General features: G+C 38.3%; 13 protein-coding genes. All 13 read left to right on the top strand.

The genetic code is table 11. From position 1 onward, the window contains the following. Window positions 1-111: 111 nt before the first annotated feature. Entirely contained in the window at window positions 112-1,236 is a 1,125-nt protein-coding gene (wecB, locus tag R0J88_RS18430; protein WP_410900667.1) for a non-hydrolyzing UDP-N-acetylglucosamine 2-epimerase, read from the top strand. Window positions 1,237-1,417: 181 nt separating this feature from the next. Then, complete coding sequence (gene wecC / locus R0J88_RS18425; RefSeq protein WP_410900666.1) at window positions 1,418-2,707, top strand: UDP-N-acetyl-D-mannosamine dehydrogenase; 1,290 nt, start codon at window positions 1,418-1,420, stop codon at window positions 2,705-2,707. Window position 2,708: 1 nt separating this feature from the next. Further along, window positions 2,709-3,842 carry an O-antigen ligase family protein gene (locus R0J88_RS18420; RefSeq protein ID WP_410900665.1) on the top strand — a complete coding sequence of 378 codons (1,134 nt, stop codon included), beginning with the start codon at window positions 2,709-2,711 and terminating at the stop codon, window positions 3,840-3,842. Further along, complete coding sequence (locus R0J88_RS18415) at window positions 3,820-5,001, top strand: hypothetical protein (RefSeq protein WP_410900664.1); 1,182 nt, start codon at window positions 3,820-3,822, stop codon at window positions 4,999-5,001. The genes R0J88_RS18420 and R0J88_RS18415 overlap by 23 nt, the downstream gene beginning before the upstream one ends. Then, window positions 4,998-6,215, top strand: a complete 1,218-nt coding sequence (locus R0J88_RS18410; protein WP_410900663.1) for a glycosyltransferase family 4 protein — start codon at window positions 4,998-5,000, stop codon at window positions 6,213-6,215. Before R0J88_RS18415 ends, R0J88_RS18410 begins: the two co-directional genes overlap by 4 nt. Next, complete coding sequence (locus R0J88_RS18405; RefSeq protein ID WP_410900662.1) at window positions 6,212-6,808, top strand: sugar transferase; 597 nt, start codon at window positions 6,212-6,214, stop codon at window positions 6,806-6,808. The genes R0J88_RS18410 and R0J88_RS18405 overlap by 4 nt, the downstream gene beginning before the upstream one ends. Next, window positions 6,805-7,437: an acetyltransferase gene (locus R0J88_RS18400; protein ID WP_410900661.1), complete on the top strand. Its 633-nt coding sequence runs from the start codon at window positions 6,805-6,807 to the stop codon at window positions 7,435-7,437. Before R0J88_RS18405 ends, R0J88_RS18400 begins: the two co-directional genes overlap by 4 nt. Further along, entirely contained in the window at window positions 7,437-8,282 is an 846-nt protein-coding gene (locus R0J88_RS18395; RefSeq protein WP_410900660.1) for a 3-hydroxyacyl-CoA dehydrogenase family protein, read from the top strand. The genes R0J88_RS18400 and R0J88_RS18395 overlap by 1 nt, the downstream gene beginning before the upstream one ends. 3 nt (window positions 8,283-8,285) lie before the next feature. Beyond that, window positions 8,286-9,461, top strand: a complete 1,176-nt coding sequence (locus R0J88_RS18390) for a DegT/DnrJ/EryC1/StrS family aminotransferase (protein WP_410900659.1) — start codon at window positions 8,286-8,288, stop codon at window positions 9,459-9,461. A 226-nt stretch (window positions 9,462-9,687) separates the two neighbouring features. Next, entirely contained in the window at window positions 9,688-11,640 is a 1,953-nt protein-coding gene (locus tag R0J88_RS18385; protein ID WP_410900658.1) for a nucleoside-diphosphate sugar epimerase/dehydratase, read from the top strand. Between the two features lie 130 nt (window positions 11,641-11,770). After that, on the top strand, window positions 11,771-13,126 hold the full coding sequence (gene glmM, locus R0J88_RS18380; protein ID WP_410900657.1) for a phosphoglucosamine mutase: 1,356 nt from the start codon (window positions 11,771-11,773) through the stop codon (window positions 13,124-13,126). A gap of 226 nt (window positions 13,127-13,352) precedes the next feature. Beyond that, entirely contained in the window at window positions 13,353-14,519 is a 1,167-nt protein-coding gene (locus R0J88_RS18375; RefSeq protein WP_410900656.1) for a nucleotide sugar dehydrogenase, read from the top strand. A gap of 131 nt (window positions 14,520-14,650) precedes the next feature. Next, a complete protein-coding gene (gene galU, locus R0J88_RS18370; RefSeq protein ID WP_410900655.1) occupies window positions 14,651-15,571 on the top strand; it encodes a UTP--glucose-1-phosphate uridylyltransferase GalU in 921 nt (306 codons plus the stop codon). Window positions 15,572-15,834 lie beyond the last annotated feature (263 nt).

The raw sequence follows: 15,834 nt of genomic DNA, 5'->3' as shown, positions 1-15,834 counted from the left end.
GATAGCTGATAGCTGATAGCTGATAGCTGATAGCTGATAGCTGATAGCTGATAGCTGATAGCTGATAGCTGATAGCTAAACTTATAATTTAATTCACGAAGGAAGTTAAAAGTGAAAGTATTAACAGTATTTGGTACCCGCCCTGAAGCCATTAAAATGGCACCTCTTGTACATGCACTAGCAAACGATAGCCGTTTTGAGGCTAAAGTATGTGTAACAGCGCAGCACCGCGAAATGTTAGACCAAGTACTTGAGCTTTTTAAAATTACCCCAGAGTACGATTTAAATTTAATGAAAGCAGGGCAAACTCTACCTGAAGTAACAAGCCGTATTTTGCAAGAGCTAACACCGGTACTTAAAGAGTTTAAGCCCGATGTAGTGCTTGTGCATGGTGATACTGCAACAACGTTTGCTGCAAGTTTAGCTGCATATTACGAGCAAATAGCGGTAGGTCACGTTGAGGCAGGTTTACGCACAGGTAATATTTACTCGCCATGGCCTGAAGAAGGTAACCGAAAGCTAACTGGCGCACTAACACAGTTCCACTTTGCACCAACCGACACCTCAAAAGCTAATTTGCTGAAAGAAAATGTCGCAGATGAAAATATATTTGTAACCGGTAATACGGTGATTGATGCTTTACTACTGGTTAAGCAACAAATAGAAAGTGACGCAGAGTTAAGCAACACTTTAGCATCACAATTCCCGATGCTTGACGAAAGTAAAAAGCTTATTTTAGTTACAGGCCATCGCCGTGAAAGCTTTGGTGGTGGTTTTGAGCGAATTTGTGAAGCGTTAGCACAAACAGCTAAAGCGCACCCAAATACACAAATACTATACCCGGTACATTTAAACCCAAATGTACAAGAGCCAGTAAAACGTATTTTAAAAGATGTAGATAACGTACATTTAATAGAGCCACAGCAATACTTGCCCTTTGTATATTTAATGAATCGTTCACACATTATTTTAACAGACTCCGGTGGCATTCAAGAAGAAGCACCAAGCTTAGGCAAACCTGTACTCGTAATGCGTGACACAACAGAGCGCCCAGAAGCGGTAGATGCAGGTACAGTTAAGCTAGTGGGCACAAACGTAGAAAAAATAACATCTGCACTCAATGAATTACTAACGGATGACGCCGCCTATAAAACAATGAGCCGCGCTCATAACCCGTATGGTGACGGCCAAGCTTGTCAGCGCATCTGCGATGTATTAGCGACAAGCCAAGATTAAAATTTGAAGGCGCGATTTTATATCACGCTTTACTCACTTAAAAATAATGTGACAAGCTGAAAAATACATAAACAAAGCTTGCCATAAAAAGTTTAAAACCAGAATTTGTAGAACCTAGAACCTAGAACCTAGAACCTAGAACCTAGAACCTAGAACCTAGAACCTATTTAAAAGGATTATCATGTCATTTAATACAATTTCCGTTATTGGATTAGGCTATATCGGCCTGCCAACAGCTGCAATGTTCGCATCACGTAAAAAAAACGTAATAGGTGTTGATGTAAATCAACACGCGGTAGATACAATCAACCGTGGTGAAATACATATAGTAGAACCAGATCTAGACATGATTGTTCATGCCGCAGTGACTGAGGGCTATTTAAAAGCCGTAACTTCGCCAGAACCTGCGGATGCATTTTTAATAGCCGTACCAACCCCATTCAAAAGCACTTTAAATACAAAAAGTGACTCAGCAATACCTGAGCCTGACCTAAGCTATATTAAAAAAGCCAGTGAAGCTATCGCGCCAGTGCTTAAAAAAGGTGACTTAGTAATACTGGAGTCAACATCACCAGTAGGTGCTACTGAACAAATGGCCGAGTGGTTAGCAGCAGCTCGCCCTGATTTATCGTTCCCTTCCCCTAATAAAGAATCTGCAGGCGAAGAAACTGATGTAAATGTTGCCCATTGCCCTGAGCGTGTATTACCGGGGCACGTAGTGCGTGAGCTGGTTGAAAATGACCGCGTAATCGGCGGTATGACTGCTAAGTGTTCAGCTCGCGCAGTAGAGCTTTACAAAACATTTGTACAAGGTGAATGTGTTATTACTAATGCCCGCACTGCAGAAATGGCAAAATTAACTGAAAACTCATGCCGCGATGTACAAATTGCTTTTGCCAATGAACTATCAATCATTTGTGATAAATTAAACATTGATGTATGGGAGCTTATTTCACTGGCTAATCGCCACCCGCGTATTAATATTTTACAACCAGGTCCTGGTGTTGGCGGTCATTGTATAGCAGTTGACCCGTGGTTTATTGTAAGTAAAACGCCTGATGAAGCACAATTAATTCATACTGCACGTAAAGTGAACGATGCAAAGCCACAATGGGTTATTAATAAAGTTAAACTAGCTATTACTGATTTTTTACAAGCTAACCCGACTAAAACAGCTAAAGACGTAACTATAGCGTGTTATGGCTTGGCATTTAAACCTGATATTGATGATTTACGTGAAAGTCCAGCTTTAAATATCACAAAACAAATAGCTGACCTTCACGCTGGTAAGGTTATGGGCGTAGAGCCTAATATTTCTGATTTACCAAAAAGTATAAATACATTTCAGTTATCAACATTTGTTACAGCAAAAAGCACAGCGGATATTCATTTATTACTTGTTGATCATAAAGAATTCAAAGATGTAGTATTTAAAAGTGACTACCTCATAGATACAAAAGGTATTTGGTAAAGTGAAAAGCATTAAAGTAACAAGTTTTCTTTTATGCTTGATAATTTATACATTGTTTGCTGTAGGCAAGATATTGCCTATATTTTTACTAGGCTATATGCTCCCTGTCAATACACTACTAGCAGTATTGTTAGCATCAATATTTTTCTATTTCGGAACTATAAATGTAAGAGATTTAACTAATATTACCTTTTTATATATTCCTTTTGCTATGGTGTTTATATTGTCGTCTTTTGATACTCAGTACCAAGAATATGCAATGGCGAAGCTAGATGGTGCTTTATTTTTTGGGTTCATTAGCTCTATTCTTGTAGCTGCTTTTGTTAGGCTTTCAGGTTTTGAGGGCGCAGTCAAGTCTTTTATTTATACTGCTTTAGTAATGCTTTTTTTAACTGTAATCTATAAGTTAATATTTGGCTTTTTTGATCGGAATGTACGTTTTTTTTTAAACGGTCCTATAGTATTTGGTTGGTTGATGTCAATGGCAGCCATAGCAAGCCTTTATAATTTTTTCTCATTAGAGAAAAGGTTTTATTTAGTATCCTTTTTTATTTTATTTATCTCTGTTTTTTGGACTTTTTCTAAAGGGCCAATTTTAAGTTTACTCATTTGCTGCACGATACTTATTAGTTCTTTTGGTTTACAGAAAAAAGTTTTGAAAATAATTTCTTTAATGCTTCTAATTCTATTTTTGATTTTAAACTCAGACGTGCCTCAAGTGAATAGAATTATGATGGCATTAGATTATTCTAATAACACTGAGGCAAGTCATGGCTCTATTGGTTCAAGGCTAGAGTTGTACTTAGATACTTTACGAATAATTTCCCAAAATTTATGGGGAGGGGTTGGGTTAGGAAATTGGCAGTATTATAATCAATCCAATTTTATCTACCCTCATAATCTTATTCTCGAAATCTTAAGTGAGCTAGGCGTTTTACTTGGAGGGGGAGTTTTGATTTATATTTTATTACTGTTTTACAAGTGTCCTAGGGAACTAAAACTGATAATGCTCTTTATGTTTCTTGCTCTACAATTCAGTGGTGATACGACTTATTTATACTTTTTTTACTCTATTCCAATAGCAGGTATAGCACTTAGTTTGAGGAAAAAAATTGATAACAATGTATTTTCTTAAAATATCATCAGTGATATCGAAGCTTTTATTTCTAATCATCGTTATCCCTCAGTTAGATAAAGGTGGATTTGGTGATTATTACTACATAGTAACTATTGCTCTTATTATTAGCCGGTTAATTAGCTTTTCTAATGAGGAATTTATACCCTTAAATAAAAAAGGCGAAAGTAATGAAAATGTATTTTTTACTTTTTATTTAATAATTGCTTTTTTTAATTTGCTTTCTTTTTTCCTAAGCTTTTTTATTGTAGAGAGTTACATTTACATATTGAGCCTTTCTTTATCTATTGCTTCTAGCGTTACCTTGGGTGGGATGATAAGAGTAAATAACCCTAAGGGCTATAGCTTTTTAAGTAACTTTCCTTTTTTACTCTATCTATTAATCTTAACGCAAGTAAATAACATTGAAATTAGTGTACTAATGAGCAGTTTTTCTTTTGCATTTATAATGTGCCAACTGATTTTTATACCTTCTCTTTTTCGCTGTTATAGTTTTTCAAGTCTTTATGACATAAATAAAGTCTATTTTACTTATGAAGCAATAAAAGTATGGGGTGGTAAAACGTTATCAAATATTTTTGTAATTGCAAACTTAAGAGTTGTTGTGATTGCAGCTTATATTACTGGTAATGGTAGTGATCAGCTTGCTATAGCTTTAACAATAGCAGAAGTTTTTTGGCAGCTTATGATGGTATGGGTTGAAAAAAAATATAGCTTTTGTATGCTGACAGTAAGATATATTGAAACTTATGTTAAGTTGATTAAACAATTTTTTGTTTTGATCATTATTGCGCTTTTGCTATTGTTCTTTGGTTACAGCTTAATTAAAGTTGAAAAATTTAATTTAGTAATAGCTAGCTATATTCCTATTGACTTAAGATACATAAATGTTTACCTGTCAGGGGGGGTTATGGCAATCGGCTTTACATTTTTGTCTTTTGCCCGAATTGTTATTTTTAGTTTAGAAAAGTTTCACTCATTTAAGGTATCTAGCTTTTATATGTTTCAGGCAGCGACCTTTTTCGCTCTGTTATTGATAGTTACCTTGCTATTTTTTATATACCCTAATCCAATATACTTGTTTTTATGTCAAGCGTTAATTTTTATTACGCTATCTTTAACCTTTTTATACATATCATTAGGGAAAACTTTTAGATGAAGGTTCTATATTTTCACCAACATTTTTCTACGCCAAGCGGTTCTGTAGGCATTAGATCTTACGAAATGGCTCAACGTTTACTCAAACAGAACCATCAAGTGACTATGGTGTGTGGTAGCTACGGCGGCGGTGAAACAGGTTTAAGTACTGATTTTATTAAAGGCCGCAGAGAGGGCGTGGTTGACGGTATTAATATCATAGAGTTTGATTTAGCTTATTCTAATTCTGATGGTTTAGTAAAGCGTGCGGGTACTTTTTTAAAGTTTGCTTTAAAAAGTATTGGTATTGCACTCACTCATAAATACGACGTGCTTTTTGCAACTACAACACCGTTAACAGCGGGCATACCGGGTATATTTGCGCGCTGGTTTAGAGGTAAGCCTTTTGTATTTGAAGTGCGTGATTTATGGCCTGAGTTACCAAAAGAAATGGGAGTAATTACAAACCCGCTAGTGTTAGCTGCTATGTCGGCATTAGAGTGGTGTTCATATCGTTCAGCTCACCGTTGTATTGGCTTGTCACCTGGCATTGTAGAAGGTATTAAAAAACGTGGTGTAAAAGCCTCTAAAGTTGAGATAGTACCAAATGGCTGTGATTTAACAATATTTGCTAATGATGTTCCTGCATGGCGACCTGATGGTGTTGCAGATACAGATTTAATGGCAGTATTTACCGGTACTCATGGACAAGCCAATGGCTTGGGTGCAGCTCTGGACGCTGCTAGAGTATTGAAAAAACGCGGGCGTGATGATATTAAACTCGTTTTTGTTGGCCAAGGCAAGTTGAAAAGTAGCTTGCAAGCAAGAGCTAAGAAAGAAGAGTTGCATAATGTAATATTCCACCCACCAGTTAATAAAAACAAATTAGCCGAGCTGATGAAAGGTGCTGATATTGGCTTGCAGTTATTGGCAAATGTTCCTGCTTTTTATTATGGTACATCACCTAATAAATTCTTTGATTATATTTCTGCAGGCTTACCTGTTTTGAATAATTATCCTGGTTGGTTAGCGGGGATGATTAATGATAATAATTGTGGTTATGCAATTGAGCCTGACAATGCACAGGCATTTGCTGATGCGTTAGAAAATGCCGCAGATAATAAAGAGTTACTACCTGAAATGGGCGAAAGAGCACAAGCTTTAGCTAAACGAGATTTTAATCGCCATAATTTAGCTGATAAATGGGTAACGTGGGTTACTGGGGCAGCTAAATGAAACGCTTATTAGATTTTTTAATTGCTCTATTTGCATTACTTATTTTGTTGCCTGTAGTAATTATTGTTGCTGTATTAATTAGGCTTAAGTTGGGCTCGCCGATATTATTTACGCAAGACCGCCCCGGTTTGAATGGCAATGTTTTCAAAATGATGAAGTTTAGAACCATGCTTGATGGTAAAGATAAACACGGTAACTTGCTGCCAGATGATGAACGTATGACCAAATTTGGTGCATTTTTACGCTCAACTAGTTTAGATGAGTTACCCGGTTTATTTAATGTATTAAAAGGCGATATGAGCTTAGTAGGCCCAAGGCCTCTATTAGTACAGTATTTGCCTTTATATAACAAAGAGCAGGCACGCAGGCACAATGTACGCCCAGGTATTACTGGTTGGGCACAAGTAAATGGGCGTAATGCTATTAGCTGGGAACAAAAGTTTAAGCTGGATGTGTGGTATGTCGATAACCAAAGTTTTTTGCTCGATATGAAAATACTATTTTTAACAGTAAAAAAAGTATTTATACGTGAAGGTATAAGTGCTGAAGGAGAAGCCACTATGTCTCTTTTTGAAGGAAATGATAAAAAATGAAAGATTTAATAATAATTGGCGGCGGTGGTTTTGCTAAAGAAGTAATTTGGCTAGCTAATGATTGCAACCGTAGGGTGAAAGGCGTATTAGATGATTCAGTAGAAACACATAATACACAAGTTCAGGGTGCTACTGTTTTAGGTGATATAGCTAGTTGGGTAAATTATAAGAATTGTGAGTTTATCGTTGCAATTGGTTCGCCACGTACAAGACAAAAAGTATTAGAGAGTATGCTAACTTTTGGTGAGCCTGATTTTGCCACCTTAATTCATCCTAGTGTGAGGCTTTCTAATACAGTTAGTATAGGTGAGGGCTCTATTATCTGTGCAGGCTCTGTACTCACAGCAGATATCAACTTAGGCAAACATAATATTTTAAATTTGAATGTTACAGTAGGCCATGAATGTGAATTTGCTGATTATGTAACTGTCGCTCCCATGGTCGCAGTATCGGGTAATGTGAAGTTAGAGTATTTAGTTGAGGTTGGTACAGGGGCTGTTATACGCCAAGGCCTTGAGCTTGCTGAAGGTTCAATGTTAGGCATGGGTGGTATTCTTACTAAAAATATTCCTGAAAGAACTATTTTTGCGGGCAACCCTGCAAAAAAATTAAAGGAGATAGCTGAGTAATGGAAGTATCAATAATTGGCTCCGGCACTATGGCAACAGGAATAGCTCAAGTGCTATGCGTAAGTAATGAAATTTCTAAAGTTAATTTAATCGCAAGGACTGAAGAAAAAGCTTCAGCTTCAAAAAATACTTGTGCAAAAAACATATCCCGCCTTGCTCGAAAAGGTAAAATCTCAGATGAGCAAGAAAGTTGTGCTTTAGAAAAGTTAAGCTGCACTCTTGAATTAGCTAATGTAGTTCATTCTGATTTAATTATAGAGGCTATAGCGGAGGACTTTGTAGTTAAAATGGAGCTTTTTTCTAAGCTTGCCAAGTTTATAAGTGAATCAGTAATTATAGCTTCTAATACATCATCTTTATCAATTACAGCTTTTGGTAGTGTATTACCTAACCCTCAAAATGTAATCGGGTTACACTTCTTCAATCCAGCCCCTATTATGGAGTTAGTCGAAATAGTTGTAGGCCATGAAACTAATCCAGATATAGTCGATAGGCTACAAGTTCTAACTAAAGCTTTAGGTAAAGCGCCTGTTGTTGTTCAAGAGGCTCCGGGCTTTGTTGTTAATCGAATGCTTATCCCAATGATTAATGAAGCTGTTAGTATTTTAGCCGAAGGTGTCGCAACTGCTGAAGATATTGATAAAGCAATGAAATTTGGCGCACACCATCCGATGGGACCATTGGCATTAGCTGATTTAATTGGTAATGATGTTAATTTATCTATAATGGAAACCCTCTACTCTGAAACAGGGGATCCTAAATATAGAGCACATCCACTGCTAAGAAAAATGGTTAGAGCTAACCACTTAGGTCGTAAAACTAAAAAAGGTTTTTTTGAGTACTAATATATGTTAAATACCCCTTTTTCTCCTTGGCCTAGCTTTACACAAGAAGAGGCTGATGGCGTAAGCCGCGTTATTTTATCAAATAAAGTAAATTATTGGACGGGCACTGAAGGCCGTGAATTTGAAAAAGAGTTTGCTAGCTGGGCTGATAGCCAATTTGCCGTTGCTTTGGGTAACGGTACACTTGCGTTAGATATTGCCTTAAAAGCGTTAAATGTAGGTGCGGGTGATGAAGTTATCACTACACCTCGCACATTCTTAGCGTCTGCTTCGAGTATAGTTACCGCAGGTGCTGCCCCTATTTTTGCCGATGTTGACCTAAACAGCCAAGCGATTACTGCTGCAAGCATTAAAGCGGTACTTACACCTAAAACCAAAGCCGTTATTGTTGTACATTTGGCGGGTATGCCAGCTGAAATGGACGAAATAATGGCGCTCAGCAAAGAGCATGGTTTTTATGTGATTGAAGATTGTGCTCAAGCTCATGGCGCTAAGTATAAAGATAAATCGGTTGGTAGTATTGGCCATGTTGGCGCGTGGAGTTTTTGCCAAGATAAAATTATGACCACCGGCGGTGAAGGCGGCATGGTAACCACAAACTCTAAAGAGTTGTGGTCAACTATGTGGAGCTATAAAGATCATGGTAAAAGCTATGATGCAATTTATAATCGTGAACACCCACCAGGGTTTAGATGGCTACACGAAAGCTTTGGCACCAACTGGCGCATGACCGAAATGCAAGCTGTACTTGGCCGAATTCAACTAACACGCATGAATGACTGGACAGCAAAACGCCAAGCATATGGCGCTGAACTTGATAAAGCCGCAAGTGGCTTTGACTGCATTCGTTTGGTTGAAGTTCCTGATTACTGTGAACATGCTGAATATAAACATTATATGTTTATTAAACCTGAGTGCTTAGCTGAAGGTTGGGATCGCGACCAGATAGTTAACACTATAGTCGAACGCGGCGTGCCATGCTTTCAAGGTAGCTGCTCAGAAGTGTATTTAGAAAAAGCATTCGACAACACCCCGTGGCGCCCAGAAAAGCGTTTACCAAATGCTGTTGAGCTTGGCGAAACGTCAATTATGTTTTTAGTTCACCCAACCCTAACTGAAGATGAAATAGCTAAAACAACTCAAGTTATGAAAGAAGTTTTTTCACTGGCTTCAAAGTAAAGCTAATAAAGTGAATTATTCACAAATAGGTTAAGAGGCGCTGCGCTTTAGAGTAGTGAGAGAGCATAAAATAGGTATTTTTATATCTTCTCATTTACTCATTTTTTACTTCTCTTTGTGTCAATGAACTGATTTTTAATTACCTGTATGTACAGCAGAACTGAGTAGTAATTCAAAATTTATAATATCAAAAAACTCTAATTTAAATATAAGAAAGGAACTTCCAATGGATAGTTTTATCCGTTCTATTTTAAATGCGTCACGCGCTAAAAAGCGCATAATAACACTGTGCATTGACTCGCTATTTATAGTTTTAGCCTTTTGGCTTGCACTGGTTGTTAGGCTCGATAGCTTAGAACCACTAAAACAAGCTCAAAATTGGGTGTTACTTGCATTACTTACACCGGTTAGTTTGTATGCATTTATAAGCTTAGGCTTATACCGTGCTGTACTTAGGTACATGAACTCGCAAGCTATTTGGGCAATAGTGCTAGGTACGGTTATTACAACGGTTAGCTTGGTATTGCTTGCCTTTTTTATGGGGGTTGATATACCTCGTACTATGCCGTTTATATTTGCATGGTTATGCTTGCTTACAGTAGGTGGTGCCCGGGTGTTGGTGCGCGCACTTATTGGTAAAATGACTACCAGTAAGAAAGAGTCGGTAATTATTTATGGTGCGGGTTCGGCAGGCCGACAATTAGCCACTGCTTTAGGTGCAGGGCCTGAGTATTTTGTAAGTGCATTTATTGATGACGATGTAACCAAGCATGGCTCTATAATACAAGGCATACCCGTTGTTGAGTTTAAAGGTATTTACGAGCTTATAAATAAACGTAAAGCCAGTAAAGTGCTATTGGCATTACCTAGCGAAACCCGTGCACGGCGCAAAGAAATACTTGCCCAGTTAGAGCCCTTAGCAATTAAGGTGCTTTCTATCCCCGGTATGGCCGATGTGGTTGAGGGGAAGGCTAAGCTTTCTGAAATTAGTGATGTTGGTGTTGAAGACTTGCTAGGCCGCGACCCAGTGACCCCAAAACCAGGCTTAATGGCCGCTAACATTGCCAGTAAGGTAGTTATGGTCACCGGTGCGGGTGGTTCTATTGGGTCTGAGCTTTGTAGGCAAATAATTAAACAAAAACCCACAAAGCTTATTTTATTTGAGCAAAGTGAATTTGCATTATACGCAATAGAAAAAGAGCTATGCGAGTACATAATAAATAACAATCTTGAAATAGAGCTTGTGCCAATTATGGGGTCTGTTCAGCGTATTAACCGTATAGAAACTGTTATGATGGCCTTTGGTGTGCAAACGGTTTACCACGCTGCTGCCTATAAACACGTGCCTTTAGTTGAGCATAATGTGGTAGAAGGGGTTCGCAATAACGTATTTGGTACCTATTACACTGCAAAAGCAGCCGTAAATGCAGGGGTTGAAAACTTCGTGCTTATTTCTACCGACAAAGCAGTGCGCCCAACCAATGTTATGGGGGCAACAAAGCGTATGGCCGAGCTTGTACTGCAGGGCTTAGCGCAAGAGCAAGGTAGTAAGCATAAAACACGTTTTTGTATGGTGCGCTTTGGTAATGTATTGGGGTCGAGTGGTTCGGTAGTGCCGTTATTTCGTAGGCAAATTAAAGAAGGTGGGCCAATAACATTAACACACCCCGATATAACGCGGTTTTTTATGACCATACCCGAGGCAGCTCAGCTTGTTATACAAGCGGGTGCAATGGGTAAAGGTGGCGATGTGTTTGTGCTCGATATGGGTGACCCCGTTAAAATTAAAGATCTAGCGTCTAAAATGGTTAGGCTTTCGGGTTTAAGTGTTAAAACAGATACTAACCCTCATGGTGATATTGAAATTAAATGTACAGGCCTTCGCCCTGGCGAAAAGCTTTTTGAAGAGCTTTTAATTGGCGACAACGTAGGTGAAACAATACACGAGCGAATAATGACTGCCAACGAGGTTATGCTGCCATTAAGTGAGCTTAATGTATTTATAGAGGCGTTAGATATTGCATGCCATAACTTTGATCACCAAGCTATTAGGCAGTTATTGCTTGATGCACCTACAGGTTTTAACCCTACCGACGGTATTTGTGATTTAGTATGGAATGCAAAAAAACAACTTCCACTCGATAGTGATGAAAAAGTAGTAAGCCTAAAAACGAGCTAAAAGTGGTAATAATAAATATTTTGAAACGCGAGTTTAACTCGCGTTTTTTTATTAGGTTACATATTTTAAGATAATAAAATAAGCCAGTTATTCTCAATTATTGTAATAGATCAGTTATAAAGGAGCAGTTATGCCACGTAAGTATTTTGGTACCGATGGAGTTAGAGGAAAAGTAGGTACTTTTCCTATTACTCCCGATTTTGCAATGAAATTAGGTTGGGCTGCGGGTACTATATTGGCTTCAAGCGGTACCAAAGAAATTTTAATAGGTAAAGATACACGTAATAGCGGTTATATGTTTGAGTCGGCAATAGAAGCTGGGCTTTCTGCCGCGGGTGTAAATGTAGCTTTTGTTGGGCCAATGCCAACTCCCGCTGTTGCATACTTAGCATCAACATTTAGAGCAGATGCCGGTGTGGTAATTAGTGCATCTCATAACCCATTTTATGATAACGGCATTAAGTTTTTTAATAACTTTGGTACTAAACTAAATGACGAACAAGAACTTGAAATAGAAGCCTTACTTGAGCAAGCATTAAATAATAATGCAATGCAATGTGTAAGCTCAGAGCGTTTAGGCAAAGCTAGGCGAATTAATGACGCTGCTGGCCGCTATATTGAATTTTGTAAAGGCGTATTCCCTAAAGAGTTAACGCTTGAAGGCTTAAAAATTGTTGTAGATAGTGCTAATGGTGCAGCGTATCACATTGCCCCTAATGTATATGCCGAACTAGGCGCAGACGTTATTAGTATTAACGATAAACCTAATGGTTTAAATATTAATGAACAATGTGGTGCAACTCACCTAGATAGTCTTCAAAAGGCGGTGATAGAGCATGGTGCTGATTTAGGTATTGCACTAGATGGTGACGCCGACAGGCTTATGCTTGTAGATGACAGTGGCACTGTTATCGATGGAGATCAAATACTTTATATTTTGGCTAAAGCGGCAAAACTGCAAGGTAAAATGGAAGGCGGTGTAGTTGGTACGCTCATGTCTAACCTTGGTTTAGAGTTAGCGCTAAAGGAAATGGATATTCCATTTAAACGCGCGAAAGTGGGTGACCGTTATGTAGTTGAACAGCTAAAACAAACAGGTTGGAAGTTAGGCGGTGAAGGCTCAGGCCATATTTTACATTTAGACCATGCATCAACAGGTGATGGTATTGTTGCATCGCTTTTAGTATTAGCAGCGCTTATGCAGCAAAAGCAATCGCTACAGGAGTATGTTGCGGGCATGAAAAAGTTACCTCAGGTACTTATAAATGTGCGTTTAACCCAAAATAATGCGGATGAAATATTAAAAACAGAGCTTGTTAAACAAGCCGTTTCAGAGGCTGAAAGTATATTAGCAGATACTGGCCGTGTTTTATTACGTAAGTCGGGCACGGAGCCACTTATAAGAGTTATGGTTGAGTCAACAGACTCGACGGCCTCTCAGGCACAGGCGGAGCATATAGCTAAAGCTATTAAAGCGTTACTATAAAAGCTCATTTTTGTGATCTTGCATATTGCTAATTTTTGATTGCGCGGCTTTTGTCGCGCAAAATTTTATCTTCCATCTTCCATCTTCCATCTTCCATCTTCCATCTTCCATTTTAAGTCTGGGATAATTGTGCAGATACTAGAAGCTCAATATCTAATAGATGATATTAGGCAACTCTGGTAAAATTATGCATATTAATTACCAATTAAAACATTAAAGGAATAACATGAAAATTGCCGTGGTAGGTACGGGCTATGTAGGCCTTTCAAACGCTATGCTTTTATCGCAACACAATGAAGTGGTTGCACTTGATATTGACGAGCAAAAAATAGCATTACTCAATAATAAGCAATCACCAATTGTTGATACTGAAATTAGTGAATTTTTAACACGCAATGACTTAAATTTTACAGCCACTACCGATAAAGTAGCCGCTTATAAAAATGCTGATTACGTAATTATAGCAACGCCAACAGACTACGATGTTGAAAATAACTACTTTAATACCAGCTCGGTTGAAGCTGTAATTAAAGATGCTATGACGCATAACCCTAGTGCGGTTATGGTGATTAAGTCGACTATTCCAGTAGGGTTTACAGCTGATATTAAAAAGCAGTTAGGTGCTGAAAACCTAATATTTTCCCCAGAGTTTTTACGTGAAGGCAAAGCGCTTTACGATAACTTACACCCCTCACGTATTGTTGTAGGTGAGCAAAGCGAGCGCGCAACTGTTTTTGCTAACTTACTCAAGCAAGGTGCAATTAAGCAAGATGTTGAAGTACTATATACTGACTCAACTGAAGCTGAAGCCATTAAGTTATTTTCTAACACTTACTTAGCTATGCGCGTAGCGTACTTTAATGAGCTTGATAGCTACGCTGAAGCGCATGGTTTAAACAGCAAGCAAATTATACAAGGTGTAGGCCTAGACCCACGTATTGGTAACCATTATAACAACCCATCGTTTGGTTATGGCGGCTACTGCTTACCAAAAGATACCAAGCAACTACGTGCTAATTACCAAAATGTGCCAAATAATATTATAGGTGCAATTGTAGATGCAAACACAACCCGAAAAGACTTTATTGCTAAGTCTATTTTAAAGCGCAACCCTAAAGTGGTAGGCGTGTATCGCTTAGTCATGAAAACGGGATCTGATAACTTTAGGGCATCGTCTATTCAAGGCATTATGAAGCGCATTAAAGCCAAAGGTGTTGAGGTTGTTGTATTTGAGCCTGTGCTTAAAGAAAGTGAATTTTATAATTCACGCGTGATAAAAGACTTAAATGAGTTTAAGCAAATATCTGACGTTGTGGTTTCAAACCGTATGGTTGAAGAGTTAAGCGATATTGCTGACAAGGTTTATACGCGTGACCTGTTTGGTAGTGACTAATTAAATAATAGCTGTTTGTATAGCAACCTAACCCCGATAAGTATATTCGGGGTTTTACTTCGTTCATCCCTCATCTAGATTCAATCTGTTAATTTAAAAGTAATAATTAGTTTATAAATAAAGGACTACCCATGAAAGCAGTAATCCCTGTTGCTGGCCTAGGTACGCGTATGCTACCTATGACTAAAGCAATCCCTAAAGAAATGCTCCCTATTGTTGACAAGCCACTTATTCAGTACATTGTGAACGAGTGTGTTGCTGCAGGTATTAAAGAGGTTGTATTAGTAACGCATAGCTCTAAAAATGCGATAGAAAACCACTTTGATACCAGCTATGAGCTTGAAGCAACGCTTGAAAATCGTGTTAAACGTAGACTACTTGAAGAAGTGCGCTCTATTTGCCCTAGTGATGTGACCATCATGCACGTTCGCCAAGGCGAGGCTAAAGGTTTAGGTCACGCTATATTGTGTGCAAAGCCTATTGTAGGGAATGACGACTTTGTTGTTGTACTACCCGATGTAATACTTGATGCATACACAGCAAACCAAAAAACAGAAAACCTAGCCGCTATGATTGCTCGTTTTAATGAAACTGCAGCAAGCCAAATAATGCTTGAGCCGGTTGCTATGGATGACGTAAGTAAATACGGTATTGCCGACATTAATGGTGTGCAATTAGCTGCTGGTGAAAGCGCTAAAATTAAAACTATGGTTGAAAAGCCAGATGTTGATGCTGCACCGTCAAATCTTGCTGTTGTTGGCCGTTATGTATTAAGTAAAAATATTTGGCCGCTACTTGCTAAAACACCTGTAGGGGCGGGCGGTGAAATACAGTTAACCGACTCTATTGATGCGTTAATGGCACAAGAAACTGTAGAGGCATTTCACATGAGTGGCCGCGCACATGATTGTGGCGATAAGCTTGGTTATTTAAAGGCAATTGTTGAATACGGTATGCGCGATGAAAAGCTGGGTAAAGAGTTTGCGCAGCATTTAAATACATTGGTTAATGGTGAAAATGCACCAACACTTAACAATGTGGTTAATTTGTAATAAACAATTTGGCTTATTTTAAAATTATGAAACCGTGTTTAGTTTAAACACGGTTTTTTTGTTTTTTAGGTAAGCTTTGTATTTGGCTGATAAAGTGAATAAGACATTGTTTTCACCACAGAGAAGACAAGGAGCAGTGCAGGAGAAGATAGTATATTTCCTCTGTGTAGCGCGCAGCGCCTCGGCGCCCTCGGTGGTTAATATTATTTTGTGTTTAGGCGTTGAACCGAATTATTAAAGCAAATAAAACATCATTATCACCA

The organism is Pseudoalteromonas sp. SIMBA_162, from assembly GCF_046535955.1.
Lineage (GTDB): Bacteria > Pseudomonadota > Gammaproteobacteria > Enterobacterales > Alteromonadaceae > Pseudoalteromonas > Pseudoalteromonas marina.
This window is presented reverse-complemented; position numbering and strand designations above follow the sequence as displayed.